Annotated in this window: 26 protein-coding genes; 16 read left to right on the forward strand and 10 right to left on the reverse strand. The window is 66.9% G+C overall.

All coding sequences use genetic code 11. From position 1 onward, the window contains the following. Nucleotides 1-3: 3 nt before the first annotated feature. Nucleotides 4-2751 (reverse strand): TonB-dependent receptor, encoded by a 2748-nt coding sequence (locus AAC691_RS06080; protein ID WP_342629324.1) that lies wholly within the window; start codon nucleotides 2749-2751, stop codon nucleotides 4-6. A gap of 1095 nt (nucleotides 2752-3846) precedes the next feature. Here AAC691_RS06080 and AAC691_RS06085 point away from each other — a divergent pair. Beyond that, nucleotides 3847-5322, forward strand: a complete 1476-nt coding sequence (locus AAC691_RS06085) for a carbohydrate porin (protein ID WP_342629325.1) — start codon at nucleotides 3847-3849, stop codon at nucleotides 5320-5322. A 65-nt stretch (nucleotides 5323-5387) separates the two neighbouring features. Here AAC691_RS06085 and AAC691_RS06090 read toward each other — a convergent pair whose 3' ends face one another. Beyond that, the gene (locus tag AAC691_RS06090; protein WP_342629326.1) at nucleotides 5388-6086 is read right to left on the reverse strand and encodes a helix-turn-helix domain-containing protein; all 699 of its coding nucleotides are present in this window, start codon (nucleotides 6084-6086) and stop codon (nucleotides 5388-5390) included. A gap of 71 nt (nucleotides 6087-6157) precedes the next feature. Here AAC691_RS06090 and AAC691_RS06095 point away from each other — a divergent pair, with 71 nt between their 5' ends. Together AAC691_RS06095 and AAC691_RS06100 are read left to right on the forward strand one after the other, a co-directional pair. After that, nucleotides 6158-6730 carry a hydrolase gene (locus AAC691_RS06095; RefSeq protein ID WP_342629327.1) on the forward strand — a complete coding sequence of 191 codons (573 nt, stop codon included), beginning with the start codon at nucleotides 6158-6160 and terminating at the stop codon, nucleotides 6728-6730. Nucleotides 6731-6831: 101 nt separating this feature from the next. After that, nucleotides 6832-7845, forward strand: coding sequence for an AbrB family transcriptional regulator (locus AAC691_RS06100; protein ID WP_342629328.1), 1014 nt, complete (start codon nucleotides 6832-6834; stop codon nucleotides 7843-7845). A 49-nt stretch (nucleotides 7846-7894) separates the two neighbouring features. Here the strand turns inward: AAC691_RS06100 and AAC691_RS06105 are convergent, their stop codons facing one another. Then, entirely contained in the window at nucleotides 7895-8416 is a 522-nt protein-coding gene (locus AAC691_RS06105; RefSeq protein ID WP_342629329.1) for a cupin domain-containing protein, read from the reverse strand. Nucleotides 8417-8649: 233 nt separating this feature from the next. Here AAC691_RS06105 and AAC691_RS06110 point away from each other — a divergent pair, with 233 nt between their 5' ends. The 4 genes from AAC691_RS06110 (at nucleotide 8650) to AAC691_RS06125 (ending at nucleotide 11037) form a co-directional block, all read left to right on the forward strand. After that, on the forward strand, nucleotides 8650-8919 hold the full coding sequence (locus AAC691_RS06110; protein ID WP_176640831.1) for an HU family DNA-binding protein: 270 nt from the start codon (nucleotides 8650-8652) through the stop codon (nucleotides 8917-8919). Nucleotides 8920-9049: 130 nt separating this feature from the next. Next, complete coding sequence (locus AAC691_RS06115) at nucleotides 9050-9331, forward strand: SelT/SelW/SelH family protein (protein WP_342629330.1); 282 nt, start codon at nucleotides 9050-9052, stop codon at nucleotides 9329-9331. Nucleotides 9332-9599: 268 nt separating this feature from the next. Further along, nucleotides 9600-10109 (forward strand): GAF domain-containing protein, encoded by a 510-nt coding sequence (locus tag AAC691_RS06120; RefSeq protein ID WP_342629331.1) that lies wholly within the window; start codon nucleotides 9600-9602, stop codon nucleotides 10107-10109. 31 nt (nucleotides 10110-10140) lie between these two features. Next, complete coding sequence (locus AAC691_RS06125) at nucleotides 10141-11037, forward strand: LysR substrate-binding domain-containing protein (RefSeq protein WP_342629332.1); 897 nt, start codon at nucleotides 10141-10143, stop codon at nucleotides 11035-11037. A gap of 17 nt (nucleotides 11038-11054) precedes the next feature. Here AAC691_RS06125 and AAC691_RS06130 read toward each other — a convergent pair whose 3' ends face one another. Beyond that, nucleotides 11055-11441 (reverse strand): DUF202 domain-containing protein, encoded by a 387-nt coding sequence (locus AAC691_RS06130; protein ID WP_342629333.1) that lies wholly within the window; start codon nucleotides 11439-11441, stop codon nucleotides 11055-11057. 95 nt (nucleotides 11442-11536) lie between these two features. Between AAC691_RS06130 and AAC691_RS06135 the strand changes: the two genes are divergently transcribed. Together AAC691_RS06135 and AAC691_RS06140 are read left to right on the forward strand one after the other, a co-directional pair. Further along, the gene (locus tag AAC691_RS06135) at nucleotides 11537-11752 is read left to right on the forward strand and encodes a hypothetical protein (protein ID WP_342629334.1); all 216 of its coding nucleotides are present in this window, start codon (nucleotides 11537-11539) and stop codon (nucleotides 11750-11752) included. A 154-nt stretch (nucleotides 11753-11906) separates the two neighbouring features. Further along, on the forward strand, nucleotides 11907-13847 hold the full coding sequence (locus AAC691_RS06140; RefSeq protein WP_342629335.1) for a PAS domain-containing protein: 1941 nt from the start codon (nucleotides 11907-11909) through the stop codon (nucleotides 13845-13847). 30 nt (nucleotides 13848-13877) lie between these two features. On the opposite strand, the gene AAC691_RS06145 is transcribed toward AAC691_RS06140, so the two are convergent. Continuing rightward, nucleotides 13878-14186, reverse strand: a complete 309-nt coding sequence (locus AAC691_RS06145; RefSeq protein ID WP_342629336.1) for a putative quinol monooxygenase — start codon at nucleotides 14184-14186, stop codon at nucleotides 13878-13880. 275 nt (nucleotides 14187-14461) lie between these two features. Between AAC691_RS06145 and AAC691_RS06150 the strand changes: the two genes are divergently transcribed. Continuing rightward, nucleotides 14462-15163: an MgtC/SapB family protein gene (locus tag AAC691_RS06150; protein WP_323991622.1), complete on the forward strand. Its 702-nt coding sequence runs from the start codon at nucleotides 14462-14464 to the stop codon at nucleotides 15161-15163. 49 nt (nucleotides 15164-15212) lie between these two features. Here the strand turns inward: AAC691_RS06150 and AAC691_RS06155 are convergent, their stop codons facing one another. Then, nucleotides 15213-15791 carry a DNA-3-methyladenine glycosylase I gene (locus AAC691_RS06155; RefSeq protein WP_342629337.1) on the reverse strand — a complete coding sequence of 193 codons (579 nt, stop codon included), beginning with the start codon at nucleotides 15789-15791 and terminating at the stop codon, nucleotides 15213-15215. Nucleotides 15792-15961: 170 nt separating this feature from the next. On the opposite strand from AAC691_RS06155, the gene AAC691_RS06160 reads away from it, so the two are divergent. Then, entirely contained in the window at nucleotides 15962-16525 is a 564-nt protein-coding gene (locus AAC691_RS06160) for a 5' nucleotidase, NT5C type (RefSeq protein ID WP_342629338.1), read from the forward strand. Here the strand turns inward: AAC691_RS06160 and AAC691_RS06165 are convergent. Further along, nucleotides 16509-17516 (reverse strand): NAD(P)-dependent oxidoreductase, encoded by a 1008-nt coding sequence (locus tag AAC691_RS06165; protein WP_342629339.1) that lies wholly within the window; start codon nucleotides 17514-17516, stop codon nucleotides 16509-16511. The two genes, AAC691_RS06160 and AAC691_RS06165, sit on opposite strands and share 17 nt — an antisense overlap. A gap of 119 nt (nucleotides 17517-17635) precedes the next feature. Continuing rightward, nucleotides 17636-18439: a 5'/3'-nucleotidase SurE gene (surE, locus tag AAC691_RS06170; protein ID WP_342629340.1), complete on the reverse strand. Its 804-nt coding sequence runs from the start codon at nucleotides 18437-18439 to the stop codon at nucleotides 17636-17638. 122 nt (nucleotides 18440-18561) lie between these two features. Here surE and AAC691_RS06175 point away from each other — a divergent pair, with 122 nt between their 5' ends. From AAC691_RS06175 to AAC691_RS06195, 5 genes are all read left to right on the forward strand, one after another. Continuing rightward, nucleotides 18562-19143 carry a TetR family transcriptional regulator gene (locus AAC691_RS06175; protein ID WP_342629341.1) on the forward strand — a complete coding sequence of 194 codons (582 nt, stop codon included), beginning with the start codon at nucleotides 18562-18564 and terminating at the stop codon, nucleotides 19141-19143. After that, nucleotides 19140-20306, forward strand: coding sequence for a heparan-alpha-glucosaminide N-acetyltransferase domain-containing protein (locus AAC691_RS06180; RefSeq protein ID WP_342629342.1), 1167 nt, complete (start codon nucleotides 19140-19142; stop codon nucleotides 20304-20306). Before AAC691_RS06175 ends, AAC691_RS06180 begins: the two co-directional genes overlap by 4 nt. Nucleotides 20307-20353: 47 nt before the next feature. Next, nucleotides 20354-20707: a DUF2834 domain-containing protein gene (locus AAC691_RS06185; RefSeq protein ID WP_323991629.1), complete on the forward strand. Its 354-nt coding sequence runs from the start codon at nucleotides 20354-20356 to the stop codon at nucleotides 20705-20707. A 50-nt stretch (nucleotides 20708-20757) separates the two neighbouring features. Continuing rightward, a complete protein-coding gene (locus AAC691_RS06190; RefSeq protein WP_342629343.1) occupies nucleotides 20758-21999 on the forward strand; it encodes an MFS transporter in 1242 nt (413 codons plus the stop codon). 102 nt (nucleotides 22000-22101) lie between these two features. Next, entirely contained in the window at nucleotides 22102-22602 is a 501-nt protein-coding gene (locus tag AAC691_RS06195) for a heme-binding protein (RefSeq protein WP_342629344.1), read from the forward strand. A 22-nt stretch (nucleotides 22603-22624) separates the two neighbouring features. Here AAC691_RS06195 and AAC691_RS06200 read toward each other — a convergent pair whose 3' ends face one another. Continuing rightward, on the reverse strand, nucleotides 22625-23047 hold the full coding sequence (locus tag AAC691_RS06200; protein WP_342629345.1) for a MerR family DNA-binding transcriptional regulator: 423 nt from the start codon (nucleotides 23045-23047) through the stop codon (nucleotides 22625-22627). A gap of 125 nt (nucleotides 23048-23172) precedes the next feature. After that, a complete protein-coding gene (locus tag AAC691_RS06205) occupies nucleotides 23173-24975 on the reverse strand; it encodes an acyl-CoA dehydrogenase C-terminal domain-containing protein (RefSeq protein WP_342629346.1) in 1803 nt (600 codons plus the stop codon). Nucleotides 24976-24985: the final 10 nt, after the last annotated feature.

Raw genomic sequence — 24985 nt, forward strand, 5'->3', positions numbered from 1 at the left:
GCGTCAGAACTTCGCGTTGAGGCCGAACAGGTAGGACGAGCCGTAATATTGCAGCTCGACCATGTTCTTCGAACTGCTGCCCTGGGTGGCGTTCTGCATCGTGTTGGTGATGTTCCGCCCCTGGAAATAGAGCTGAAAATTCCGGGTGATGGCGTAGCGCGCGCCGACGTCGAAATTCAGGTAGGGCTGCACAAAGCTGTCCTGGTTGGGGACCGAGCCCAGCCCCGTCATGGTCAGGCCCTGATAGTTGCCGTCGAACTGCAGGGTCAGCGGGCCGTGGATGTAGAAGACCTCGAAATTATAGATATGCGAGGCGGTGTTGGGCAGCGTTTCGAACACGCCGTTGCGGCTGCGGCCGCGCGAGTCGACGAAGGTCATGTTGCCGCCGATGCCGAAGCCCTTCCAGAAGCCGGGCAGGACGGTGAATTGCTGACGGTAGTTCAGTTCGAACCCGCGGGCCGAGGCGAACGGGATGTTGGCGTAGGTCGAGACCGTGGCCAGGCCGGGGATGCCGGGATAGCCCGAGACGTAATTCGTGTAGTTGACGACGTAGTTCTTGAATTCCTTGTCGAAGGCGCCGGCCGACAGGATGCCGCCCTTGGGCAGGTAATATTCGAGGTCGACGTCGAAATTAGTGCCCGTCGTCGGCTTGAGGTTCGGGTTGCCCTGGCTGATCGAGGCGTTCTGGTAATTGATCGTCTGCGAGGCGGTGACGGCGTTGAAGCCGGGACGGCCGATGGCCGTCGACCAGTTGGCGCGGGCGATCAGGTTGTCGGTAAAATTGTAGCGCAACTGGATGCTGGGGAACAGATTGGCATATTCCTGGCCCACGGCGCGCGGTGCGAGCTGGGTCTTGCCGTTGACGACCGAGGTGGCGATGCCGCGATAGACGCCGTCGGTCTTCTCGTAGCGCACGCCGGCCAGGACGCCGAAACGCCGCCAGGTGGCCTGGTACTGCAGGTAGAGGTTATAGATGTTCTCGTTGTCGTCGATGAAGGATTGCCGCGTGGTGATGGCGTCGGCCGCCACGTTTTCCTTGAGGCCCGGATAGGGGTTGCTGAGGATCTGGCGGACATATTGGGTGCCCGGCGGGGTGCCCAGATTATACATGCCGTTGAAGAGGGTGTAGGTCTGGTTGCCCGCCCACGCGCCGGCATTGGCAGACGGCACGCCGCCATAGGTATATTGCGGGTCGTTGTGGGTGACATGTTCCATGCGCAGGCCGCCGCCGAAGCTGAGCAGGCCCTTGACGTCGAGGACATCCAGCCTGGTCGACGCGCCGACATGGCCGGCCCACTCGCCGTCGAAATCGTTCTGGTGCGCGTTGGACAGGCTGGAGAGCGTGTAGCTGTTATAGTTCGCCAGGTTGGTCATCGCGGATGCGGTCGGACGCAGCGCGTTGGTGATGTTGTTGTAATAGACGGGGACCGTGTTGGCGTTGTTGAACGAGGCGCTGTAGGAATAGGGCGTGTAGAGGAAATTGCTGGCCCACGCGCCCCAGTAATCGAGCTTGAAGCGGCCGACGTCGCTGAGGCCGCCGAACTTGTAGACGCGTTCCTCGTTATGGACCCACACGTCGTTCATGCTGAGGCTGGTCGACGAGTTGGACGTATAGGCGCCGGGCAGCGTGGGGTCCATCGTGATCGTCTTGCCGGGCTTGAAGGTCAGGTCATACTTGATGACCGGGGCCTCGATGCCGGAATCGAACATCTTCAGATAGACCTTGGTATGTTTGTCGACATCCCAGCCCAGTGTGCCGCCGTAGCCCCAGCGGACCTTGTGGCCCGAATACATGAGCTGGTCGGCCTGCTTGACGGGAATGCCCTGCCCCGGGGTCCCGGCCCATTTCTGCTGCAGATCGTCCAGCATCAGCCAGTCCGACAGGGCGGTGGCGAAGAAGCTGACGCTGAAGGGCTTGTTGCCGCCGCCGTGCTTGTCGAACGGGTTGCTGTCGAAGCCGAAGCGCATGCCGCCCGCGATCGTGCCGTCGAAGAGGCGCGTGGGGTGCGGGTCGCGGATGCCGCCGGCGGCCGAGATGTTCAGGAACGGCTGGTCGTTCGGCCCGATATCGCGCGAGAGGATGTTGAGCTGGCCGCCCAGGGCGAACGCGTCCTGGTCGGGACGGTTGGTCTTGATCAGTTCCAGGCCGCCGGCCAGCGGGGCGGGAATCGCGTCCAGCGGCACCGCGCGGCCGCTGCCGTTGATCGAGCCGGCGGGCAGGATGACGTCCTCGAACGTGACGCCGTTCAGGTTGGGGTCGAGGCCGCGGATCTGGATCGAGCGGGATTCGCCGCTCTTGTTGATGACGGAGGCGCCGGGCAGGCGGCGCGCCGCGTCACCCAGCACGTAGTTGGGGACCTTCTCGATTTCGGATTGCGGCATCACGTTGATGAGGTTGGGCGCGTTCATCTGCAGCACGCGCGCCTGCTCGATCGATCCGATGCCGCTGGCCTGCGCGCTGCTGCGCGCGCCCACGACTTCCAGATTTTCCGGGACCGAGGCATGCTCGGCCTTCTTCTTGTGCCTGGGGCGCGGCGCGGCTTGCGCGACCTGGGCACCGGGCGTGGCCGTCGCCGCGTCGCCCCTGGCATGGGCTGCATGCTTGCCGTGATGGCGCGGCTTATGCTGGTGCCGGCCGGGGGCGGGCTGCAGGTCCTGCGCGTGCAGGAGCGGCGCGCCGATCGGGGCAAGGGCGGTGGCGAGACACAGAACGGCACGACGGTAAACAGGCGTGAAGGCGCGCGTGCGCATTTACGTCAACTCCATACGAGAGATAAAATGAGGCCGTATTACTTTATTTCGCCTGATTTTTATTTCGGGCGCCGTATCTTGTTTTGCGACGCACCGACCGACTTCGCAGGATCGGGAGGCGGCCTGAACGTCATGTCTTCAGGACCACACTGTCACGCCGGACAGGCAGGCCGAACACGGCAAGCGAACACAGGCGAGCGGGGCGATTTCACCCCGGGGCGGCAGGCAGGCGTCAGGCGACATGGCAGTCCTTCCGTGCTCCGCGCCCCTCCACGCAACATGCGTTATTTGGGTCACAGATACGTGACAGTCATGTAATCCCGACACACCGGCTTGTGCGTGAAAATTCGGCAGCAGATGTATGGCGGTTTTTTTACATCCTTGACGGCGTTTTAGGTTTTTGGGAACCGGGGCGCGCACGCCGCCGCCGCGCATGGGGGAATATGCGAAATTTCAATAAAATAGCCCGATTGCGGCGGCAAACGATGTTGCGCGACGCCAGCTCACGCCGCCGCCAGTCGGCAGGTCATGGCGCGGGGCGGCGCGGGGGATTCCGGTCCTGATGACTGTGACCATTATGCATCAGCAGTGTAGAAACATGTCAATCATCCCCTATGCGGGAACTTTTCCTATTGATTAGCCATAATCAATGCGTGTGCTGCTTTTCATACGTCATTGGCCGTGCGTCCATTGAGACGATCGATGGCCGGATTATCGCGATGCATGTTGTGGTCACTAAAACGTGCGGAGATATTTGGAAGGCCCCTCCGCCAATAGCGAAACCAGTTCCTTGATCGGGGGTTATTTTTGTCGTAAGCGTAGAGTGTAAGAACAAATCTTACGTCTTCTATAAGCAAGAAAAATATGATGAAGACAATTTTTCCCGGTTCCGGGCCGGAGGGCCGATCAGGATTCCGGCCAGCGTCCGAAAAATCCGTCCTTCGCGGATGTCCGCCTCGAAGACGCGGAGCGGGCTCCGCCGTTCGTTCCGATGGGGTAGCGTATCGACCCTGACCTTCGTCGTGCAAAACCCGGCGCGCCGGCCGGCACGTCCAGTCCGGACGGCGTGCTTTAACAAAAAGAACAAAAACAACGATGAAAAAGCAAATTTCCCCGGCCGAGACTTTTATGGCCCGTGCGGTGTCGCGCGGCACCTTGCTTGGCGCCTGCACCGGCATTGCGCTGTGCGTCGCCGGCGGCGCGGTCGCGCAGACCTCCCTCAACCCCAGCATCCGGGTCGCGACGCCGTTGAACCAGACCCCGTTCGCCCCCGGATCGTCGGTGCCGCCCCTGCCGCAGCCCGAGGCGCTGTGGCCCGACCCGTTCGGGTGGAATACGTGGCTGCGCGACCGCGGCGTTGCCATCCTGCTGGACAATACCAACGAATTTACGGGCAATATCGGATCGGTCACCCCCGGGTACGGGCTGCGCATGGGCAGTTCCAACGCCGGCCAGTACGGGCTGGAAAACGATATCGACTGGGAGAAGCTGGCGGGCTGGACCGGGTTTTCCACCCATGCCGTGGCCGTCGGCCGCTACGGCATTCCGGCCAGCCGCATGTTCGGCGACAACATGGACCCGAGTTCGGAAATCTATGGCGGCGGCGGCAACGTGTTCTTCCACTTCGTCTATGGCTATGGCGAGGAGACGCTGTGGAAGGGCCGGTTCGACGTGGCGGCCGGGCGCATACCGTTCCTGAACGATTTTTCGTCCAACCCGCTCTACTGCAATTTCATGAACAATGCCTTCTGCGGCAACCCCAAGGCGTCTTCGGACAATACCGCGCATTCGTCCTATCCCGATTCGAACTGGGCGCTGCGGCTGCGGTTCCGGCCGACGACGACGACCTATATCCAGACCGGCGTCTATTTCGACCAGGCCGGCATCTATGGCGTGCAGCAATATCGCACCGGCCTGAAATTCAACGGCGCCGACATCAACGGCGAGACGGTGCCGGTCGAAATCGGCTGGGAGCCGACTTTCGGCCACGGGACGCTGCCGGGCCACTACAAGATCGGCTATGCGCGGGACACCGTGGACCACAAGGATGTCTATTACGACGGTTTCGGCAATGCCTGGGCGCTGACGGGCCTGCCGCCGCGCCAGGACCATGGCGCGAATGCGGCGTGGTTCCTGGTCGACCAGATGCTGCATCATTTCAAGGGAGGTGCCTCGGATGCCGGCGTGACCTTCCTGGGCGGCTTCTACTACAATACCGAGAAGATCTCGATGCGTTCGGAACAGTACGAGGCGGGCTTCCTGGCGCGGGGATTCTGGGCCGCGCGGCCGCATGATGCGATCGGCGTCAATTTCTCCTATATCCGTGTCTCGCCGCTGGCGTCGAAGACCCAGACGCTGCAGCTTCTGGAAGGCGTGGCCCCCGGATCGCTGCTGAACGGGGCCTATGGCCCGCAGAGCTATGGCATGAACCTGGAAGCCAATTACCAGATCCATGTCTATCGGGGCATCACCTTCGCCCCGGATTTCCAGTATTACTTCAACCCCGGCGGCCAGCGCGTGCTGCACGACACCGCGATGCTGGGCTTCAAGAGCCATATCGAACTGTTCTGAACGATCTTTCCCTGGCGTTTCGACCCGATCGATCGGGGGGCCGGTTTCCGGCCCCCCTTTTTTCGTCAGGGGGCCGTCCGATCCGCCGTCAGGGCGGCGGCCGCGTAGAGCCGGGCGGCGCTGCGCAATTCCGCCAAGAGCGGCGCGCCGGTCCGCCGCTCTTCCTCCGCCAGGACGGGAACCGCCTTGAGGAATTGCAGCATCATCGTCGCCACCGCCGCCCCGCGCCCGGGCGGCAAAGCGGGGGCGATCCGGTGCAGCAGCGCGCCGATCCGTCCGCGCATCATGTCCCGCAGCGTCGCGCGCTGGTAGGGGCCGTCCCGGCGCGCATCGATCAGGATCACGGCCGCCGCCCGCTCGTCCCGCAAATCGAACGCCATGTCGAGCAGGGCGTCGGCGAAGGCGGCGGGCCCCAGCGTCGCCGGGCGCGTGGCGATGTCGTCCAGCCTGGCCTGCAGACAGGCCAGGTAATGGCCCAGCAGGGCGTCGGCCAGGCTCTCCTTGGTCGGGAAGAAGCGGTAGAGAGACCCGATGGCGGTGTCCGAGCGCGCCGCGATTTCGGTCATCGTCGCGCCGTCGAAGCCCTTTTCGAAAAACAGGTCGGATGCCGCCGCCAGGATCGCCGCTACGCGCTGGCGCCCGCGCTGGCGCTTGGGCGCGACGGGCGCGGCCGGAGCCGGAGCTGGAGCCGGAACTGGGGCCGGCCCCGACCTGGGGGCCGATCCAGGGGCATGCGCGGTGGGAGTTGATTTTTGCGAAGACATCCTCAATTATCCGTTTTGCGAGGAATTCCTCGCCTATCATATTCTGCTCAACCTGCCATGGACATACGCCAATGACCGTACTCGATCCGCGTCATACCGCCCTTGTTCTGATCGATCTACAGAACGGCATCGTCGGCATGGAGCTGGCCCCGCGCACCGGGCCGGCGGTGCTGGAGACCGGACGGCGCCTGGCCGAAACATTCCGCGCCGCCGGGGCGCCGGTGGTTCTGGTCCGTGTTTCGTTTTCCGCCGATGGGGGCGACCTGCCGCCGACCAACGTGGACGCGCCGACCCGGATACCGCCGGGGGGCTTTCCGCCGGGATGGGACCAACTGGCCGAAGGGCTGGAGCAGCCGGGGGACATCGTCGTCACCAAACGCCAATGGGGCGCGTTCCACGGCACCGAGCTGGACCTGCAATTGCGCCGGCGCGGCGTCAGGACCATCGTTCTGGCCGGAATCTCGACCAATATCGGGGTCGAATCTACGCTGCGCCATGCCTGGGAACTGGGGTACGACGTCATCGTGGCGCAAGACGGGTGCAGTGCCGGGACCGCCGAGCAGCACGATTTCGCGCTGCGCCACATCTTTCCGCGCCTGTCGCGCGTGACCGATGCCGCGTCCATCACGCTGGCCCCCGTCTGACCCCAGTTTCCCGATCCTGCTCCGGGCTGTCCGCCATGACGCATCGTCCGCCGTTCTTCCCTGGTTCATACGCCGCTGGGCCGGCATGGATGCAGTGGACAATGCTGGGCGCGCTGACGGTGGCGGTGGTTTGTTTGCTGATGATGCTGCATCTGCCCGCGGCGCTGCTGATGGGGGCCATCGGCGCGGGGATCCTGCAGGCGCTGCTGGAGGGGTCGGTCCGCGTCGCCCCCCTGCCCTTCGCCCTGGCCCAGGGGATCGTGGGCTGCATGATCGGGCGCGGCCTGCGGCCGTCGATCCTGCATGAGGTGGCGCGGAACTGGCCGCTGTTCCTGGGCGGCGTCCTGTTCGCCATCGTGGCCGGCATCGTGCTGGGCTGGATGCTGATGCGCCTGCGGGTGCTGCCGGGCACGACCGCCCTGTGGGGGATCTCGCCCGGGGCGGCCACCGCCATGGTCCTGATGGCCGACGCGTTCGGCGCGGACAGCCGGCTGGTCGCCTTCATGCAATATATGCGCGTGCTGTGCGTCGCGCTGACGGCGTCGATCGTGGCGCGATGGTGGGGGGTGGATATGGGACACCGCCCGCCCGTGATCTGGTTTCCGCCGCTGCCGGTCCCGCAATTCGCCGCAACGCTGGGCCTGATCGGCGGCGGCGTGGTCCTGGCGCGCCGGCTGGCGGTGCCGGCCGGGGCGCTGCTGCTGCCGCTGGTCCTGGGGGTGGCGGCACAGGATGGCGGGGGGCTTGCGATCATCCTGCCGCCCTGGCTGCTGGCGGTGGCCTATGTGCTGGTGGGATGGAGCATAGGGCTGCGGTTCACGCGTCCGATCCTGCGCCATGCGGCGCGCGCGGCCCCCCGGGTCCTGGCCGCGATCGCGGCTTTGATCGTGCTGTGCGGGGGCATGGGATGGGTGCTGGCGCGACTGGCGGGGATCGATCCTCTGACGGCCTATCTGGCCACGTCGCCCGGCGGCGCGGACTCGGTGGCCATCATCGCGGCGTCCAGCCCTGTCGACCTGGCATTCGTCATGGCGATGCAACTGGTGCGTTTCGTCGTCGTGGTGGCGGTCACCCCCGCGCTGACCCGTTTCCTGGCGCGGCGCGCGGCGGCCTGACGGGGGCGCGTTCCCATTCCGGAAAAAAAGGGGAGCGGAACGGAGAGTCTCAGCGATTATCCGGCCAGTATTCGAGCGAATCGCCCTCGCGCCCGACGAAGGTGAAGGTGCGCGGCGCCCCCTGGGCGTCGGTCGCCATGTCCGACAGCACGCCGAACTTGCCGCTATCGGGATATTCGGCGATTTCCGGACTGATCCTGGTGCTGACAGCCAGGTAACGCAGTTCCTCGGTGCCGGTATTGATGATCTGATGCGCGGTGGCCGGGCCGCCCGGCGGGCAAGCGATGACGTCGTTCGGCCTGACCGGATAGCGCGCGTCACCGATGCGGATTTCGCCGTGGCCCGACAGGATCAGGAACATTTCCTCATTCGCCTGGTGGCTGTGGAAGGGAAAGGCGCGCTTGCCAGGCGGCACGGCGGTCACGTTGTAGCCGAGCTTGCGCGCGCCCAGCCGGGCCGAAATCATGCCCATCCGGGCATCGAACAAGGCGGCTTCGGGGCCCTGGGGCGCGAATTTCGCGGGACGGGGCCGCAATTCGACATCGGCGAGGTTGACGATGGGTCCTGTCATGATCTGTCCCTTCGGAATGGCGCCCCCGCGCGGACACCCTGTCGCGACAATGCGGGCTTCCGGCCTTTGAAAACGGAAGTTGGGGGGAATGCCGGCCAATATGAAATAAAATTTACAGCAGATCGCCGTCGCGTGTTCCGCGAATCGCACCGGCCCTCTATGATGAGGTTAGACAATTTTCACGCCTGGCTGCTACCGTTGCGCCGTCGATAACTATTGGGACACGCTCCTCCATGAGCAAGGCTTTTATCGCCGCCGTTCTTCAGGATTCTCTTTCCTGCACGGGCGTTGCCGCCGGCAAGGCGGCCGACGACCTGATCCACGCCATCGTGGAGACGCTGAAGGACGAAGGCGGCTTTACCCTGCCGTCCTTTGGGACCTTCACGGTGCACAAGACCAAGGCGCGCAAGGCACTGAACCCCCGCACGGGCGAACCCGTGAAGGTCAAGGCCGGCAAGACCGTCCGGTTCAAGGCCAGTCCCAACCTGAAAAAGACCGTCTGACGGCCGGTCGCGCCAGGTAGCTGGGCCAGGTAGCTGGGCACTGGCACTTTTTGAGCCCAGGCACTTTTTGGGCGATATGTGCCTGCCCGGGCGCCCGGCGGAAGACGGTCCAGCGGAAGGATGACGGATCATGGCTGGTTCCGGCCCGCGCGTTGCCATCCGTTATTGCACCGCCTGCAACTGGCTGCTGCGCGCGGCCTGGATGGCGCAGGAGATCCTTGCGACGTTCGGCGACGCGATCGGCGAGGTGGCGCTGGTTCCGGATACCGGCGGGCGGTTCGAGATCACGGTGGGCGACACGGTGATCTGGGAGCGCAAGCGGGATGGCGGCTTTCCCGGTCCCAAAGCATTGAAGCAACGGGTGCGGGACGTCATCGCCCCCGAGCATGATCTGGGGCATGTCGATCGCTGAGGGCACTGAGCGATCCCGGGCGCTGAACGGTCCCACGGCGGCTTGTCCCGACCTAGTGTCCTGCCCGAGAAATTCTTATGAGAATTTCTCGGACCAGCAGGCCACTAAAATATTGATTCTAGTGTCCTTTCGATTCCAAAATTCGCTTGCGAATTTCGGAATCAGGACACTAGGGAAGCGGGCATGACGGAGCGGGCATGATACGGGCCGCCGTCCGCGATCGCCGCACTCGGCGCGGCGCGTCCTCATACCCCGGAGGCTGTCATCCATGAATACTCTTTCCGCCGCGCGCATCACGCCGGACGATCTGTTGTCCGGCATTGCCGGCGTCCTGGCCGGCGAGCATGACCTGGTGGCGAATTGCGCGAACGTCGCGGCCCTGATCTTCGAGGCGCTGCCGCGCGTCAATTGGGCCGGCTTCTATCTGCTGCGCGGGGATGAGCTGGTGCTGGGGCCGTTTCAGGGTCGCGTCGCCTGCACCCGCATCGCGCTGGGCGCGGGGGTCTGCGGCACGGCGGCGGCGCGGCGCAAGACGGTCGTCGTGCCGGACGTGCATGCGTTTCCCGGCCATATCGCCTGCGACGCGGCGTCGGAATCGGAAATCGTCATTCCCGTGCTGTCCGGCGACAGGTTGATCGGGGTCCTGGACATCGACAGCCCGGTCAAGGATCGTTTCACCCCGCAGGACCGACACATGCTGGAAGAGGCGGTGGCGCTGCTGGTGCGTGCCCTGCCCGCCCCGCCATCCGCCCCGTCGTCCGCCCCTCTGCCGGCGTGACCCCCGGTCCGCTTGATTTGAGCGGCGGCCGATGACGCTGGAGCAGTTGCGGATCTTCGTCGCGGTGGCCGAGCGCCAGCACGTGACGGCGGCGGCGCGGGCGCTGAACCTGGCGCAATCGGCTGTCAGCCATGCCGTCGCGGTGCTGGAGGCCGAATTCGGGGCCCGACTGTTCGACCGGGTCGGGCGCCGCATCGAATTGACCGGGACGGGCCGGCTGTTCCTGGACGAAGCGCGCGCGGTGCTGAACCGTGCCGAGGCGGCGCGCCTGCTGATGGCCGATCTGGGCGCGCTGCGGCGCGGCGTGCTGCCGATCCATGCCAGCCAGACGATCGCGGGCTATTGGCTGCCCGCCCGCCTGGTGGCGTTCCATGCCCGTTACCCGTCGATCGACATCCGGCTGTCGATCGGCAACACCGCCCAGGTGGCGCGGGCCGTGCGCGACGGCGACGCCGCGCTGGGCTTTGTCGAAGGCGCGATCGAGGACGAGAGCCTGACGAGCCGCGTCGTCGCGCGCGACCAACTGGTCCTGGTCGTCCCGCCCGGGCATCCGTGGAGCGAAACCCCGCCCCGCACGGCGTCGGACCTGGCAGCGGGCACCTGGGTGCTGCGCGAGGCCGGATCGGGCACGCGCTCGGAATTCGCGTCCTTCCTGCTGGGGATGGGCCTGGCGCCGGAGGCGCTGGATATCGGGCTGGAACTGCCGTCGAACGAGGCGGTGCGGGCCGCTGCCGAGGCCGGCGCGGGGGCCGCCGTGCTGTCGGCCTCGGTCGTCGCGGCCAGCCTGGAGGCGGGATTGCTGCGGCAGGTGCCCTTTGCCCTGCCCGAGCGGCGTTTCCTGATGATCCGCCACCGGGCCCGCGATCCCGGCCGCAGCGCCGCGTCCTTCGCCGCGATGCTGGACCCGGCGGGCACGGAGGCGGGCTGATCCGCGGGGGTCGGCTCTTAGACCGACGTCAGGACGTGGACCACCAGATAGAGGAACAGCGCGCCCCCCAGCAGGAGCAGCAGGCCCACCAGCACCAGGTCGCCCCGGCCGTGCTGCCCCGCCTGGAGGTCCGGCGAGTCGATCAGGGCCCGGTTGCGGCGATAGCGCAGCGTCGCCACCACCATCATGACGCCGCCCAGCACCAGGAGAAGCAGGCCGATCAGGTCGCCGAACAACTGGCGACGGACCGAGATGGCATGTCCGCCCAGGGACGCGGCCGCGACCTGCAGGAACAGGTCAAACCGTTCGACCAAAAAGCCGAAGGCCATGACGGCCAGCGCGGTGCGGATCCAGGCCAGGAAGGTCCGTTCGTTGGCCGCGTGATCGGTGAAATGCGCCAGCATCGTGCCATGCCCCCTGTGGACCGCGAGGAAAAGAGTCTTCCTATTTTCAAGACGTAAGGACAAGATAGGTTCGGCAGCCGTCGCGCCGCGACCCTATGCATCGCCACCCGAGTCGGTTAGGCTGGCCGTCCGAAGAAGACTCTTCTTTTTCTGAAGAAAAAGAAGCAAAAAGACTTTTATTGTTTTTGGATTCATTTGATCCGAATTATCGCAGCCTGAAAATTCAAGAATTTTTTGGCTCTGTATTTCAAAAAAAACAAGAAGCCACGCGCCGAGGCACGGCATGCCTCGGGGCCTGCTCCGGACGATGAGCCCGGCCCTGCGGCATGCGTGGCGTGATGGTTGAAGCCGGCACGGCTTGTGCCGATTTCGGGATTGAATGGACATATTTTGTCCATTCGAAGGACATATTTGGTTTGTTTCGTCTCATTTATGCAGAGAAACGGGAAATGGGAGGAAGTGTCGATGGTCGGCCTGTTTTCCCGCCATGCGGGCGATCCGGCATCGGCCGGGCAGGCCAGGGGCCAGCCCGGGGATCCGCAACTGGCGGCGATCCTGGGCTTCGACTGGGCGGCGACGCCGGCGGGCGCCGTCGAGACCTGGCCGGACTGCCTGCGCTATGCGATCCGGCTGGCCGTCGCGTCGTCCTCGCCCATGGCGGTGCTGATCGGGCGGCAGGGGCTGCTGGTTCCGAACCGGGTCATGTGCGACATCGTCGGCCCGGATTACGCGGACGCGCTGGGCAGGCCAACGGCGAGCGTGTTTCCCCAGGCCGCCGATTTCTATCGCGAGGCGGTGGCGCGCACCTTCCTGGGCCAGCCATCCCATTTCCAGGACGTGCGGATGCGCATGCATCAGGACGGGGCGCTGGTCTCGCGCTGGTTCGACATCGATTTCACCCCGATCTTCGACCAGGACGGCGCCGTGCGGGGGGCGTTGCTGTCGGGTGGAGAGACCACCGAGCGGGTGCGGACGCGGCTGGACCTGCAGCACGCGAAGCACCGGCTGGACCTGGCGCTGCAGGCCGGCGGGCTGGTCGGCACGTGGGAGGTCGATTTCAACACCGAAATCGTCATCACCGACGAACGTTTCGCACTGCTGCACGGGGTGGACCCGGCCGTCGCGGCCCGGGGCGCCGATCGTGCGCTCTTTATGGCCGGGATCCATCCCGATGACCGCGAACGGGTCGTAAGCACGCTGAGCCGGGCCAGGGAGCGCGGGGAAAATTATCGCTGCGAGCATCGGGTGATCGGCGGCGGCCGGACCCGATGGGTGGTGACGTCGGCCCGGATGCTACCGGGCCCGGACGGCAGGCCGGCGCGCTGTTCGGGCGTCGCGGTCGACGTGACGCAGCAGGTCGAGACGTCGATGGCGCTGGCCGCCAGCGAACGGCAGTTCCGGACCTATACCGACACGTTGCCGCATATCGTCTTCGGCTGGGACGCAGACGGCAGGAACGATTACTGCAACCGGCGCTGGCAGGATTTCACCGGCCATGCGAATGCGCCGGGCGAACCCTGCCCGTGGCAGGATTTCCTGCATACCGACGATCGCGACCGCGTCACGGCCGCCTGGCGCGACGCGGTCGCGACCGGTCAGCGGATGGATGTCCAGGGCCGGCTGCGCCATCATTCGGGCGAATATCGCTGGGGGCAGGTGATCGCCCTGCCGATCGCCGGCGAGGCGGGCGCAGCACCGCGCTGGATCGGCACGATGACCGACATTCACGAGGCCAAGTGCCTGGAAACCGAGCGCGCCCTGGTGGAGCGGGAACTGGATCACCGGATCAAGAACCTGTTCGCCATCGTCTATGCCCTGATCAACCTGACGCTGGAGGATGGCCAGGACGCGGACGCGTTTGCCGAAAAGCTGCGCGCGCGGCTGCGCGCGCTGGCGCATACGCATGATTTCATCAGGGCGCGGACGGGCAACGAAACCGCCCAGCAGGCCGGATATTCGCTGCAGGAATTGCTGCGCCGCATCCTGTCCCCGTACGGGGAGACGGCCCCTGCCGGGCGGCTGACGATCGACGGAGACGATGCCGCGATCGACGCCCGGACAGCGACGCCGCTGGCCCTGATCTTCCATGAACTGGCCACCAATGCCGCGAAACACGGCGCATTGGGCAGGCCGCCGGGCCGGCTGGCCATCACGTGCCGGCGGTCGGACGCGCGGATCGGCATCCTCTGGCACGAATGGGACGAACTGGCGCCGCCGACACCCGCCGATCCGGCCACCGGCCAGGCCGCCGAGCCGGGTTTCGGCTCGCGCCTGCTGACGATGGTGATCGAGCGGCAATTGCGCGGCAGCTTTCGGCGGGAGCGGATGGAACGCGGTATCGCGATCCGGATCGACCTGCCGCTGGCCAGCCTGCGCGCCGCGACGGGCGCGCAGGGCGACGAGTGATCCGGGGTTACGCGGGTCCCGTGCGGTTGTTCAGGCGACCAGGTCGAGGAACACCACGTTCGACGCGCCGCCTTCGACCATCGTCCGGATCGCGGCGTTGAAGCGCCTGCCATGGTCCATGCCGATATGCGCCTCGAACGCCGCCTGGTCGCGATAGGTCTCCTCGACATGGAAGGCGGCCGGGTCGGACGCGAGGCGATAGACGACGAAGCGCAGGCATCCGGGTTCGGCCCGCACGTCGCGCGCCAGGTCGCGCAGCATGGCGGCCAGGGTTTCCTCGTGCCCGGGCAGCGCGCGCATCGTGGCGTATAATGTCTTTTCCTGTCCTGTCTGTTCCATGGGCGTCTCTCTGTTCGATCGATGATTTCGCGGGCGGCCGTCGGCGGCCGGGCCCCCGGGACAGTAGCAGCGCCCCCGAAAACCGCCAGCCGCCCCGCCGCCGCGCGCGACGGGGCGGGCCACACGATTTCGTCACGGAGGCCGTTGGCCTGGACTTGAGCGGTCGATGATGCCTAAAACCGCCGCGCCGGCCGGTGCGGCCGGCATTGTTCCGCGCGTCGTTCCGTTCATGCGTGCATGCGCCCAACAGAGATGGCGCGGCCGGGAGACCGTTCATGTTCGACCTGCCTGCCTTTCTGCATACGGCGGTCGCGCTGTCGGTTTCGTTCGTCCTGGGGGCCGTCATCGGCCTGGAGCGGCAATATCGCCAGCGCACCGCCGGGCTGCGCACCAACACGCTGGTGGCGGTGGGGGCCGCCGCGTTCGTCGATCTGGGCGTGCGGCTGTCGGGCCCCGACGGGTCGGTACGGGTGATCGCCTATGTCGTGTCGGGCATCGGGTTTCTGGGCGCGGGCGTCATCATGAAGGATGGCGGCCAGGTGCGGGGGCTGAACACGGCGGCGACCTTGTGGTCCACCGCGGCGGTGGGGGCGTTTTCCGGCGCCGGGCTGCCGGGCGAGGCGATCCTGGTCGCGCTGTTCGTGCTGGCGGGCAATACGCTGCTGCGCCCGCTGGTGGAATTCGTCGATCGCCGCCCGCTGAATCCGGATACGACCGAGGCCCTGTACCGGATGCACGTGATCTGCCGGCCCGAGCATGTCTCGGCCGCGCGCGACCTGCTGGCGGACGAGCTGGAGCACCATCATTACCCGATCCGCGACATCGAGACCCTGTCCGAGAGCGACGAGCATGTGGAACTGGCCGCCCTGCTGGTGCCGACCTCGGCCGATCCGCAGGAGCTGGACATGATCAGCGACCATATCGCCCGCAGCCCCGACGTGATCAGCGCGACCTGGAGCGTCAGCACCACCAACTGAACGGGGTGCGCCCCGGAATCCGCCCCGGAATCCGCTTCGGGATTTGTATTCAGGGTATGTGGCGGAAGCAGGCGGGGTCGTGGTCGTCGACCATGCCGACGGCCTGCATCCAGGCATGGACGATCACCGGCCCGACGAATTTGAACCCCCTTGCCTTGAGCGCCCGGGACATGGCCTGCGACAGCGGTGATTGTGCCAGGATTTCACCGGTACGGTTGCGGACCGGCGCATCCGGCACCATGCCCCAGGCGAAGGCCGCGAAATCCTCGCCCCGGTCGCGCATAGCCAGATAGGCGCGCGCATTGCCGATCGTCGCCACGATCTTGGCGCGGGCGCGGATGATGCCGGAATCGCCCATCAGGCGTTCGACGTCCGCGCCGTCGAAACGGGCGACGATGTCCGGATCGAAACCGCGAAAGGCACGGCGGAAGCCGTCGCGCCGGCGCAGGACGGTCAGCCAGGACAATCCGGCCTGGAAGCCTTCGAGCATCAGCATTTCCCACAGGGCGCGGCTGTCATGGACCGGCATGCCCCATTCCTGGTCGTGATAGAGGCGCAGCAGCGGATCGGTCCGGGCCCAGGAGCAACGAGGTGGTTCGGCCGGCATGTCGCTGTCTCGGTCCGTCATTCCCGTTGCCTCCATTTCCTGTCGACCGAGCAGGTCGCGCGCAGAGTTCGTCAACCGGCAGGTTGCACGCAGAGTTCGTCGACCGGCAGGTTGCACGTAGAGTTCGTCGACCGCAGGTCGCACGCAGAGTTCATTGTCCAAGCAGGCCGGGACTGGCAAGAGTGATCGTCATGGAATACCGCCCTCGCCTCGCCGTCGATATGGACGAAGTCATCGCCGACGCCTTTAGCGCGCAATGGAACTGGTATCGGACCCGGCACGGCTATGATTGGACGGCCGACATGCTGCACGGCAGGCATTTCGCCGACCTGGCCGATCCCGCGCATGTGGTGATGATGGAAGACCTGCTGCATCAGGGCGAATTTTTCCGCACGCTGGACGTCATGCCCGGCGCCAGGGACGCGCTGCGGCATCTGGGCGCCCGTTTCGACGTGTTCATCACCACGGCGGCGATGGAATATCCGGCGTCGTGCGCCGCCAAGTTCGCGTGGCTGCGGGAGCATTTTCCCTTCATTTCGCCGCTGAACATCGTGTTCTGCGGCGACAAGAGCATCCTGGCCGCGGATTTCCTGGTCGATGACAATGTCCGGCATTTCCGCCGCTTCAAGGGCCAGGGCGTCTTGTTCGACGCACCGCACAACAGGACCGTCGACTGGACACCGCGCGTCCGGGGCTGGGACGAGGCCGTCACGTTTCTCGAACGGCAGGGCGAAAGGCTTATCCCACCAGGTTGATCGGGTTGCCTTCCGCGAAGGCCCGGATATTGGCGATCGTCGTCTCGACGATCCGGCGGAAGGCTTCTTGGGTGTTGTAGGCGTTGTGGGGGGTCACGATGACGTTGGGCATGCTGGCCAGGGCGCGCGCGGCCAGGGCCGCGCGCAGTTGCGCGGCCGACGGGGCCTGGTCCGGGGCGAAGAATTTGTCGGGATGGCGCAGCAGGGTCTCGTCGGGCAGCACGTCGAGCCCCGCCGCCGCCAGGTGGCCGCATTCCAGCGCGCCGACCAGGGCGGCGTGATCGACGACCTGCCCCCGCGCGGTGTTGATCAGCACCGCGCCGCGTTTCATCCGGGCCAGTTCGGCAGCGCCGATCATGCCGTCGGTCTGCGGGGTGGCGGGGACGTGAAGGCTGATGATGTCGGCTTCGGCCAGCAGGGCGTTGAACGTGACATAACGGATGTCGGGCCGGCCCTGCAGGTCCGGTGACGGCATGGCGTCATAGGCCAGCACGGTCATGCCGAACCCCGATGCCATCTCGATGGCCCGGCGGCCGATATGGCCGGTCCCGACCACGCCGAACGCCTTGCCGCGCAATTCGAACCCCCGGTCCGGGCAGAAGGTGAAATCGCCGCGCCGCGTGGCCTCGGCGCAGGGCACGGTCCGGCGCGACAAGGCGAGCAGCAGGCCGAACGCATGTTCCGCCACCGTGCTGTCGCCGTAGGCCGGCACGTTGGACACCAGGATGCCGCGGGCACGGCAATAGGCGAGATCGACATTGTCGAAGCCGGTCGCGCGGACCGCGATGAAGCGCAGCCTGGGCAGGCGGGACAGGGTGGCGGCGCTGAAATCGCAGCCGGCGAAGCCGCTGACGATGTCGGCGTCTTCATGGGCGTCCACATTGCCGGCATCGAGCGGCGCCGTGACCGACAGAACGGCCAGGTCGCCGCCGAGCGCGGAAAACGCCGCTTCGTCCGCCGCTTCGCCGGCCGAAAACAGGACGATCTTCATGAAGCCTCCACCCGGGCCGAGGCGGCCCTGTCACGGAGCGGGTCGATAGTCCCGTTGCCCGGGGGTGTCCTTGATCTCGATCTAATGGCCCGGTTTTTTCGGCCCGGCCGGGCGGTGTTTCAGAGCCCGGCGCGCATGGCCGCCAGCGTGGAGTCGTGCGTGCGTTCGAAGCGGAGCGGCGTCGCGGTGACGTGGAAGGCGGCGACGCCGGCCGCTTCGCTGCCGGCGTCATCCGCGAGGCGCGCGCGGGTCAGCGTCAGCCAGTGGTACGGCAGGCCCCTGGGGTCGGTCCCGGTGACGACGTCCACGCCGTCCATCAATCCCAGGCCCTGGCTGGTCAGGAGCATCTTCCGCGCCTCGGACGGCGGGCAGGCCGGGAAATTGACGTTGAGGCAGGCCTCGGCCGCCCAGTCCATGGCGGCCAGTTGCCGGATGACCCCCGGGGCCAGGGTGCGCGCCGTGTCCCACGGCACGTCCTGCCCCGCCACGAAGACCTGGCTGAGCGCGATGGAGGGAATGCCCAACAGCATGCCGGTCATGGCCGCGCCCACCGTGCCGGAAAACACGGTCTCGACACCGAGATTGCCGCCGCGATTGACGCCCGAAAGGATCATGTCAGGGCGCCGTCCGGCCATCAGATGGCGCACGCCCATGACGACGCAATCGCCCGGCGTGCCGGGCACGGCGAAGCGGCGCGTCCCGGATGCCGCGCCGTGCGCCTCGCCTTGGGGGCTGACGCGCAGCGGGTCGTGCAGGCTGATGGAATGGGACGTGCCGCTCTGGTCATGCCGGGGCGCGACCACCCAGATTTCGGGCGCCAGTTGGGCCGCGACCTGTTCCAGCACCCGCAGACCCGGCGCGTCGATTCCGTCATCGTTCGTCAGCAGGATGCGTTCGCAGATGAAGTCGCGTGAGGTGGTCATGCTGCCCTCCAGGCCGGTGAAGCCGCCATTGCGCCGATCAGACCCCGAGACGCCGGCGGCGGGAAATCGCAAACGCGCGATTTGTTATTGAACCGATCGGATTAATAATGTAGCCAGACGCCATGCCCAGACCGATCGATCCCGCGCTGCGCCCGCGCCTGCTGGACAAGATCATCGACTATGTCCGGCGGAACGGGGTGGCCGAATTCTCGCTGCGTCCGCTGGCGGCGTCCATCGGCACCAGCCACCGCACGATCCTGTATCATTTCGAATCGCGCGAGCAGTTGCTGTGCACGGTCTTCGACACGCTGCGCGAGACGGGACGCCGGGAGATGGATGAATGCCTGGCACGAGCGGCCGGGCCGCCGCGCGCCGTGTTCCGCGCGCTGTGGCTGTGGCTGGCCCGGCCGGAGATGCGACCGACGCTGTGCCTGTTTTACGAGATGTACGGCATTGCCACCCGCGATCCGGCCCGTTTCGGCGATTATCCGCGCCGGGTCGCGCAATTCTGGCTGGACGGCATCGGCCGGCGGCTGCGTGACGAGGGGATCGCGCCCGCGCGGGCCGACCTGCTGGCCGGGATGATCGTCGCCATGTTTCGCGGCGCGACGCTGGAACTGGCCGCGACCGGCGACGCGCCGCGCCTGACCCGGACGATCGAGGCGTTTCTGGATTTGTTGCCGTTCGGGGAGGCCGCGCCATGAGCCGGGCGGCGGAACGGTTGGACGGGCTGGACGCGACGCGCGGCGCCATCATGCTGCTGATGGCGCTGGACCATGTCGGGGCGCTGGTGGTCCGGCGCCATTCGGTGGAATTCTGGGGCGGGGCCTGGACGCGTTATGCCGATACGGGACGCAATGTCACGCAACTGATCCTGCGCCTGGCCAGCGATTTGTGCGCGCCCGGATTCTTCTTCTGGATGGGGGCCGGGGCCGCGCTGCTGGCGCAGCGCCGTCCGGACTGGGGGACAGCGCAGTTCCGGCGCCACTGGCTGGCGCGCGGGGTGCTGTTGCTGGCGGTCAGCCAGATGATCGAGGTGCCGGCCTGGATCGTGGGCATTGCCGGCGACGGGACGGGCCAGCCGCCCCCCGCCTGGCCCGGGCATGGCGCGCCGGTCCGTCTGGCCTGGACCGTCCTGTCCTGCCTGGGCGGCTGCATGCTGGTACTGGGGGCGCTTCATCCCCTGTTGCGGCGGCCGGGCGCCGCGTACTTGCTGGCCCTGCCCTGCCTGGCGGCCACGCCGCTGTTTCTGCCGCCGCCGGATGCCGCCATGCGGGCGGAGAGCATCGCGGCACGGCTGCTGCTGGTCCCCGGCCAGACCGGGGGCGTATATGTCGAATATCCGCTGCTGCCCTGGCTGGCGTTCGTGCTTCTGGGCTTTGCTGCGGGGCGCCGGCTGGCCGTCGCCCCGGCGCGGGCCATACGGGCCGCATTGATCGCCGGGATGGCCTGCATCGGGGTTGCGCTGGCGCTGCGCTGGAGCGGCATCGGGTCGATCCGTCCGCCGCGCGACGCGTCGTGGCGGGAGTTCGTCAACCTGATCAAATATCCGCCGTCCCTGGTCTATATCCTGTCGATGCTTGGCGGAAATTTGTGTCTGTTTCACCTGTTTTCCCGACTGTCGGCGAGGCGGGATGCCGTTCTGCCGCGTGTGCTGCGCGTGTTCGGCCGGGCGCCGCTGGTCTTCTATGTCGTGCATCTGTGGCTGTTTGCGGTGATCGGGGCGCTGTTTTTCCGCCATGGCACGCATTACGCCGTGGGTCTGGGCGTCTGGCTGGCGGCACTGCCGGTGCTGTACCGGATCTGCGCCCGGTTCGGCGCGTGGCGGCGCGCGGCGCCTGCCGCATCCTGGCTGCAACTGGTCTGACCCCTGTCGGACGGCCCGTCAGAAGGCCCATCAGAAGGATCATCGTGATGACGCCGCGCCATCTCTATCTTGCCCTGTGCATCGTGGGCCTGGTCCTGCCTTATGCGGCCTTCGTGCCGTGGCTGGGCGCGCATGGCCTGGCGCCGGCCCTGTTCGTCCGCGACATGGCGGCCAATCCGATCAGCCGGTTCTTCGTGCGCGACGTTGTGGTGTCCGCCGTCGCGTTTCTGCTGTTCGCGCGGCTGGAGGCCCGGCGGCTGGGAATGCGCGGGTGGTGGATCGTGCTGCCGGCCACGCTGGGGGTGGGCGTGTCGCTGGGGCTGCCGCTGTTTCTGTATCTGCGCCAGCGGATTCTGGACCGGCGGGTTCTGGACCGGCATGTGCTTGAATCGCGCGCCTGACCGGCGAACGCGCCTGGGGGAGTGGCGTTCCGGCCCTGGGAGGGTGAGCGATGTCGGAGAATGCGCCGCGTTCGGGCTGGCATGCCGTTCCGCGCGGGGTCTGGACGCTGGGGATCGTGTCGATGCTGATGGATGTCTCGTCCGAGATGATCCATGCGCTGTTGCCCGTCTATATGCTGAACGTCCTGGGCCTGTCCGGGCTGACGATCGGGCTGATCGAAGGGGCCGGCGAGGCGACGGCGTCGCTGACCCGGATCGCCTCGGGCGTGTTGAGCGACCGGCTGGGACGGCGCAAGCTGCCGGCCGCGATCGGCTATGGGCTGGCCGCGTGCAGCAAGCCGATCTTTCCGCTGGCCGGATCGGCCGGGTGGCTGGCAATGGCGCGCTGCATCGACCGGGTCGGCAAGGGGATTCGCGGCGCGCCGCGTGACGCGATGATCGCCGATATCGCCCCGCCGGCGGTGCGCGGCGCCAGTTTCGGGCTGCGGCAATCGCTGGACACGGTGGGCGCCTTTCTGGGGCCGGCGCTGGCGATCGGGCTGATGTGGGCGACGGCGGACCGGTTCCGCACGGTCTTCTGGTGCGCGGTCGTGCCGGCGTTCCTGTCGCTTGGCGTGATGATCGTAGGGGTGCGGGAGGTGGCGCGCCCTGCCCTGCCGCGCGTCGCGCCTGCCGGTGATGGCAAGGGCCGGTTGATCTGGCGCGAACTGCGCGGCCTGGAGCGCCCCTATTGGCGGGTGGTGATGATCGCGGCGCTGTTTACGCTGGCCCAGTTCAGCGACGCCTTTCTGGTGCTGCGCGCGCGCAGCACGGGACTGGGGCCCGCGCTGGTGCCGCTGGTCCTGGTCGTGATGAACGTCGTGTATGCGCTGGCGGCCTATCCGGCCGGAATCCTGTCGGACCGAGTCCGGCGGCCGACGGTCCTGGCCGTCGGGCTGGGGCTGCTGATCGCCGCCGATCTGTGGCTGGCCCTGTCGCGCACGCTGGCCGGTGCCGCGCTGGGCGTCGCGCTGTGGGGCCTGCATCTGGGCTTTACCGAGGGCGTGATGACCGCGCTGGTCGCCGATACCGCGCCGCCCGAGCGGCGCGGCACGGCCTTCGGCCTGTTCGACATGGTGACGGGGCTGGCCTTGCTGGGTGCCAGCCTGATGGCGGGTGCCCTGTGGGACCGGACGGGATTTCGCGGCACCTTCATCGCCGGGGCGCTGGTCGCGGCGCTGACGCTGCTTGGCCTGCTGATGACGGGCCCCCTGATGACGGGCCCTTTGGCGCGGGATCGGCGGATATCGTGACGGAAACGGAGCTGCCGTGGCAGGTTACGGGATTATTATTCCACATCGGGGAGAATCCGGTCTAAAGCCTGAAAACCCTTTGGCGGATGATGGAAATTCCGAATGGCGTCGTACAGGCTGGGCATGATGGCGGGGATCCTGCTGTGGGGCGGGCTGGGGATGGCTCCCGCGCGGGCCGCGCCGTTGAGCGACATGGTCGGCACGCTGAATCGGGCCGGCGCGCACTTCGCCCTGCGGGCCGCGATGGACAGCGCCACCCGCCTGCATGCGCCCTGCGCCATCGCGATCGTCGATCGCGGGGGCAGCCTGATGGCGTTCGACCGTTTCGACCATGTGCGGCCCGGCAGTCCGGACCTGGCGCTGGGCAAGGCGCGCACCGCTGCGTTGCTGCAACGCCCGTCGGAGGAAACCGAGGAGAATACCGACAACGGACGCGTGGCCTTCGTGACCGCAGGCTTCATGGTATTGCGCGGCGGTGTGCCGCTGAAGGTCGGCGAAGAGGTCGTCGGCGCGATCGGGGTGGCGGGGATGAAGAAGGAGAACGACGTGCGGATCGCGACCGAGGCGGCCGAGGCGTTCGCCAAGGAAGCCGCGGCGCATTAGGGCAGGTCCCGTTCAACCTGGCTCAGGCGGCTTCTTCCCGGTCGAAGGATTCGATGATGGATTGCTGGATGTTTTCGAGGTCGGCCAGGGTGGTGGCGATGGCGGCGTTCATTTCGTGCAATGTCCTGATGCGCTTCTGGATTTCCTTCAGCAGGGCGACCTTCTGCACCCGGTGCTGCGGATCGGCGTCGTAGAGGTCCAGCAGGTCCTTGATCTGTTTCAGGGTGAAGCCGAGCTGCTTGCCGCGGACCACCAGCTTGGCGCGCGCGCGGTCGCGCATCGAATAAATGCGCCGGGTTCCGGCCCTGGCCGGGGCGATCAGGCCCTTGTCTTCGTAAAAGCGCAGCGAGCGGGGCGTGATGCCGAGTTCCCGGCACAATTCGGCCAGCGAGAAGCAGCGTTGCCTGTCCATGGCCTCCACGGGGGCCCCCATGGGATCGGTCATGTCGCCCCCTGTCCAATGTCGTTGCCGTTCAATTCATCGTTCAAATCGTCATGCGATTCCGAACGTTAGACCAATTCATCCTATGATGGAAACGGCGGATCCTTCCTGGCCGTTCGTCTTGTGGATCAGAAGGCGGTTTCGGGCATGGCCATCATCGATGCCTTGCCGGACCTGATCTTGAGATAGCAGGCGGTGGCATCGGGCAGGATGCGATCGAAGAAGAATTCGGCCGAGATGCGCTTGGCCGCGTAGAAAGTCTGGTCCGGCCCGGCCGCGCCGTGCCGCGCGATGGCGATCCGGGCCGCGCGGGCCCAGAGATAGGCCAGCGCGACCAGCCCCGTCAGCCGCAGATAGTCGCCGGCGGCCGCCCCGGCTTCCTCGGGGTCGGCCAGGCCCCGGGTCGCGATGTGGCGGGTGGCCAGTTGCAGGGTGCCGAAGGCGCGCTCGAGCCCGGCCGCGAATTTTTCCATGTCCGGATCGGCCCTGATATTTTCGATGAAATCCGCGATCGGATGGAACAGGCCGCGCAGGCTGCGCCCGGCATGGGCGGGCAGTTTGCGGCCGACCAGGTCCAGGGCCTGGATCCCGTTCGTGCCCTCATAGATCTGGGTGATGCGGGCGTCGCGCGCATATTGTTCGATCCCGTGGTCGCGGATATAGCCGTGGCCGCCATGGACCTGCATCGCCAGATTGGCGGATTCGACCGCGAAATCGGTGAACATGGCCTTGACCACCGGGGTCATCAGCGCCACGAAATCCTCGGCGTCGCGGCGGGCGCGGGCGTCCGCCGCGTGTTCGGCGGCGTCGAGCCGGTTGGCGACCCAGACGCCCAGCGCGCGGCAACCCTCGGCATGGACGCGCATCGTCATCAGCATGCGCCGCACGTCGGGATGCACGATGATCGGGTCGGCGGGCAGGTCCGGCCGCCGGGGGCCCGGCAGCGCGCGGCCCTGGAGCCGGTCGCGGGCGTAGCGGACGGCGCTTTGATAGGCGGCTTCGATCAGGCCCAGCCCCTGGATACCCACGCCGAGCCGTTCGCTGTTCATCATGGTGAACATGCCGTGCATGCCCTTGTGCGGCGCGCCGACGAGCCAGCCCTGGGCATCGTCGAAGCTGAGCTGGCAGGTGGCCGAGCCCTTGATGCCCATCTTGTGCTCGAGCGCCGTGCAGGTGACGCCGTTGCGCGCGCCGACACCGCCATCGGGGCCGCTATCGGTGCCGGGGAGGTATTTCGGCACCAGGAACAGGCTGACCCCCTTGATGCCCGGCGGCGCGCCGGGCAGCCGGGCGAGGACCATGTGGACGATGTTTTCCGTCAGATCGTGCTCGCCGGCCGAGACGAAGATCTTCGATCCGGTCAGGCGGTAGCTGCCGTCGCCGGCCGGCACCGCGCGGGTGCGCAGCAGGCCGAGATCGGTGCCGCAATGGGCCTCGGTCAGGCACATCGTGCCGGCCCAGATGCCCTGGGTCAGCTTGGGCAGGTAGAGCGCGCGAAGCGCGTCGGACGCGAATCTGTCAATCGCAATCGTGGCCCCCGCCGTGAGGCCGGGATAGAGCGAGAAGGACAGATTGGCGGCGCAGATCATTTCGGACACCAGCATGCCCACCGTTTGGGGCAGGCCCTGGCCGCCATAGGCCGGGTCGCCGGTGACCGCATTCCAGCCGCCGGCGCGAAAAGCGGCATAGGCCGCGCGAAAGCCGGGCGGGGTGCGCACCACCCCGTTTTCCAGCGTGCAGCCATGGGCGTCGCCGGGGGCGTTGAGCGGCAGCAGCACTTCGGTGGCGAGCTTGCCGGCCGCTTCCAGGATGGTGGCGATGGCGTCGGCATCCAGGTCGGAGAAGGCCGGAAGCGCCGTCAGGGCCGCGACATCATGCAGTTCGGTCAGGGCGAAGCGCATGTCGCGCAGGGGGGCGGCATAGGTCTGCATGGTCCGTGCC

It is taken from the genome of Nguyenibacter vanlangensis (assembly GCF_038719015.1).
In the GTDB taxonomy this organism is placed as follows: domain Bacteria; phylum Pseudomonadota; class Alphaproteobacteria; order Acetobacterales; family Acetobacteraceae; genus Gluconacetobacter; species Gluconacetobacter vanlangensis.

What these genes read in the sequence shown, in the direction of transcription:
- AAC691_RS06080 (WP_342629324.1), bottom strand. Translation starts at nt 2,751, where the DNA reads ATGCGCACGCGCGCCTTCACGCCTGTTTACCGTCGTGCCGTTCTGTGT.
- AAC691_RS06085 (WP_342629325.1), top strand. Translation starts at nt 3,847, where the DNA reads ATGAAAAAGCAAATTTCCCCGGCCGAGACTTTTATGGCCCGTGCGGTG.
- AAC691_RS06090 (WP_342629326.1), bottom strand. Translation starts at nt 6,086, where the DNA reads ATGTCTTCGCAAAAATCAACTCCCACCGCGCATGCCCCTGGATCGGCC.
- AAC691_RS06095 (WP_342629327.1), top strand. Translation starts at nt 6,158, where the DNA reads ATGACCGTACTCGATCCGCGTCATACCGCCCTTGTTCTGATCGATCTA.
- AAC691_RS06100 (WP_342629328.1), top strand. Translation starts at nt 6,832, where the DNA reads ATGCTGGGCGCGCTGACGGTGGCGGTGGTTTGTTTGCTGATGATGCTG.
- AAC691_RS06105 (WP_342629329.1), bottom strand. Translation starts at nt 8,416, where the DNA reads ATGACAGGACCCATCGTCAACCTCGCCGATGTCGAATTGCGGCCCCGT.
- AAC691_RS06110 (WP_176640831.1), top strand. Translation starts at nt 8,650, where the DNA reads ATGAGCAAGGCTTTTATCGCCGCCGTTCTTCAGGATTCTCTTTCCTGC.
- AAC691_RS06115 (WP_342629330.1), top strand. Translation starts at nt 9,050, where the DNA reads ATGGCTGGTTCCGGCCCGCGCGTTGCCATCCGTTATTGCACCGCCTGC.
- AAC691_RS06120 (WP_342629331.1), top strand. Translation starts at nt 9,600, where the DNA reads ATGAATACTCTTTCCGCCGCGCGCATCACGCCGGACGATCTGTTGTCC.
- AAC691_RS06125 (WP_342629332.1), top strand. Translation starts at nt 10,141, where the DNA reads ATGACGCTGGAGCAGTTGCGGATCTTCGTCGCGGTGGCCGAGCGCCAG.
- AAC691_RS06130 (WP_342629333.1), bottom strand. Translation starts at nt 11,441, where the DNA reads ATGCTGGCGCATTTCACCGATCACGCGGCCAACGAACGGACCTTCCTG.
- AAC691_RS06135 (WP_342629334.1), top strand. Translation starts at nt 11,537, where the DNA reads ATGCATCGCCACCCGAGTCGGTTAGGCTGGCCGTCCGAAGAAGACTCT.
- AAC691_RS06140 (WP_342629335.1), top strand. Translation starts at nt 11,907, where the DNA reads ATGGTCGGCCTGTTTTCCCGCCATGCGGGCGATCCGGCATCGGCCGGG.
- AAC691_RS06145 (WP_342629336.1), bottom strand. Translation starts at nt 14,186, where the DNA reads ATGGAACAGACAGGACAGGAAAAGACATTATACGCCACGATGCGCGCG.
- AAC691_RS06150 (WP_323991622.1), top strand. Translation starts at nt 14,462, where the DNA reads ATGTTCGACCTGCCTGCCTTTCTGCATACGGCGGTCGCGCTGTCGGTT.
- AAC691_RS06155 (WP_342629337.1), bottom strand. Translation starts at nt 15,791, where the DNA reads ATGACGGACCGAGACAGCGACATGCCGGCCGAACCACCTCGTTGCTCC.
- AAC691_RS06160 (WP_342629338.1), top strand. Translation starts at nt 15,962, where the DNA reads ATGGAATACCGCCCTCGCCTCGCCGTCGATATGGACGAAGTCATCGCC.
- AAC691_RS06165 (WP_342629339.1), bottom strand. Translation starts at nt 17,516, where the DNA reads ATGAAGATCGTCCTGTTTTCGGCCGGCGAAGCGGCGGACGAAGCGGCG.
- surE (WP_342629340.1), bottom strand. Translation starts at nt 18,439, where the DNA reads ATGACCACCTCACGCGACTTCATCTGCGAACGCATCCTGCTGACGAAC.
- AAC691_RS06175 (WP_342629341.1), top strand. Translation starts at nt 18,562, where the DNA reads ATGCCCAGACCGATCGATCCCGCGCTGCGCCCGCGCCTGCTGGACAAG.
- AAC691_RS06180 (WP_342629342.1), top strand. Translation starts at nt 19,140, where the DNA reads ATGAGCCGGGCGGCGGAACGGTTGGACGGGCTGGACGCGACGCGCGGC.
- AAC691_RS06185 (WP_323991629.1), top strand. Translation starts at nt 20,354, where the DNA reads ATGACGCCGCGCCATCTCTATCTTGCCCTGTGCATCGTGGGCCTGGTC.
- AAC691_RS06190 (WP_342629343.1), top strand. Translation starts at nt 20,758, where the DNA reads ATGTCGGAGAATGCGCCGCGTTCGGGCTGGCATGCCGTTCCGCGCGGG.
- AAC691_RS06195 (WP_342629344.1), top strand. Translation starts at nt 22,102, where the DNA reads ATGGCGTCGTACAGGCTGGGCATGATGGCGGGGATCCTGCTGTGGGGC.
- AAC691_RS06200 (WP_342629345.1), bottom strand. Translation starts at nt 23,047, where the DNA reads ATGACCGATCCCATGGGGGCCCCCGTGGAGGCCATGGACAGGCAACGC.
- AAC691_RS06205 (WP_342629346.1), bottom strand. Translation starts at nt 24,975, where the DNA reads ATGCAGACCTATGCCGCCCCCCTGCGCGACATGCGCTTCGCCCTGACC.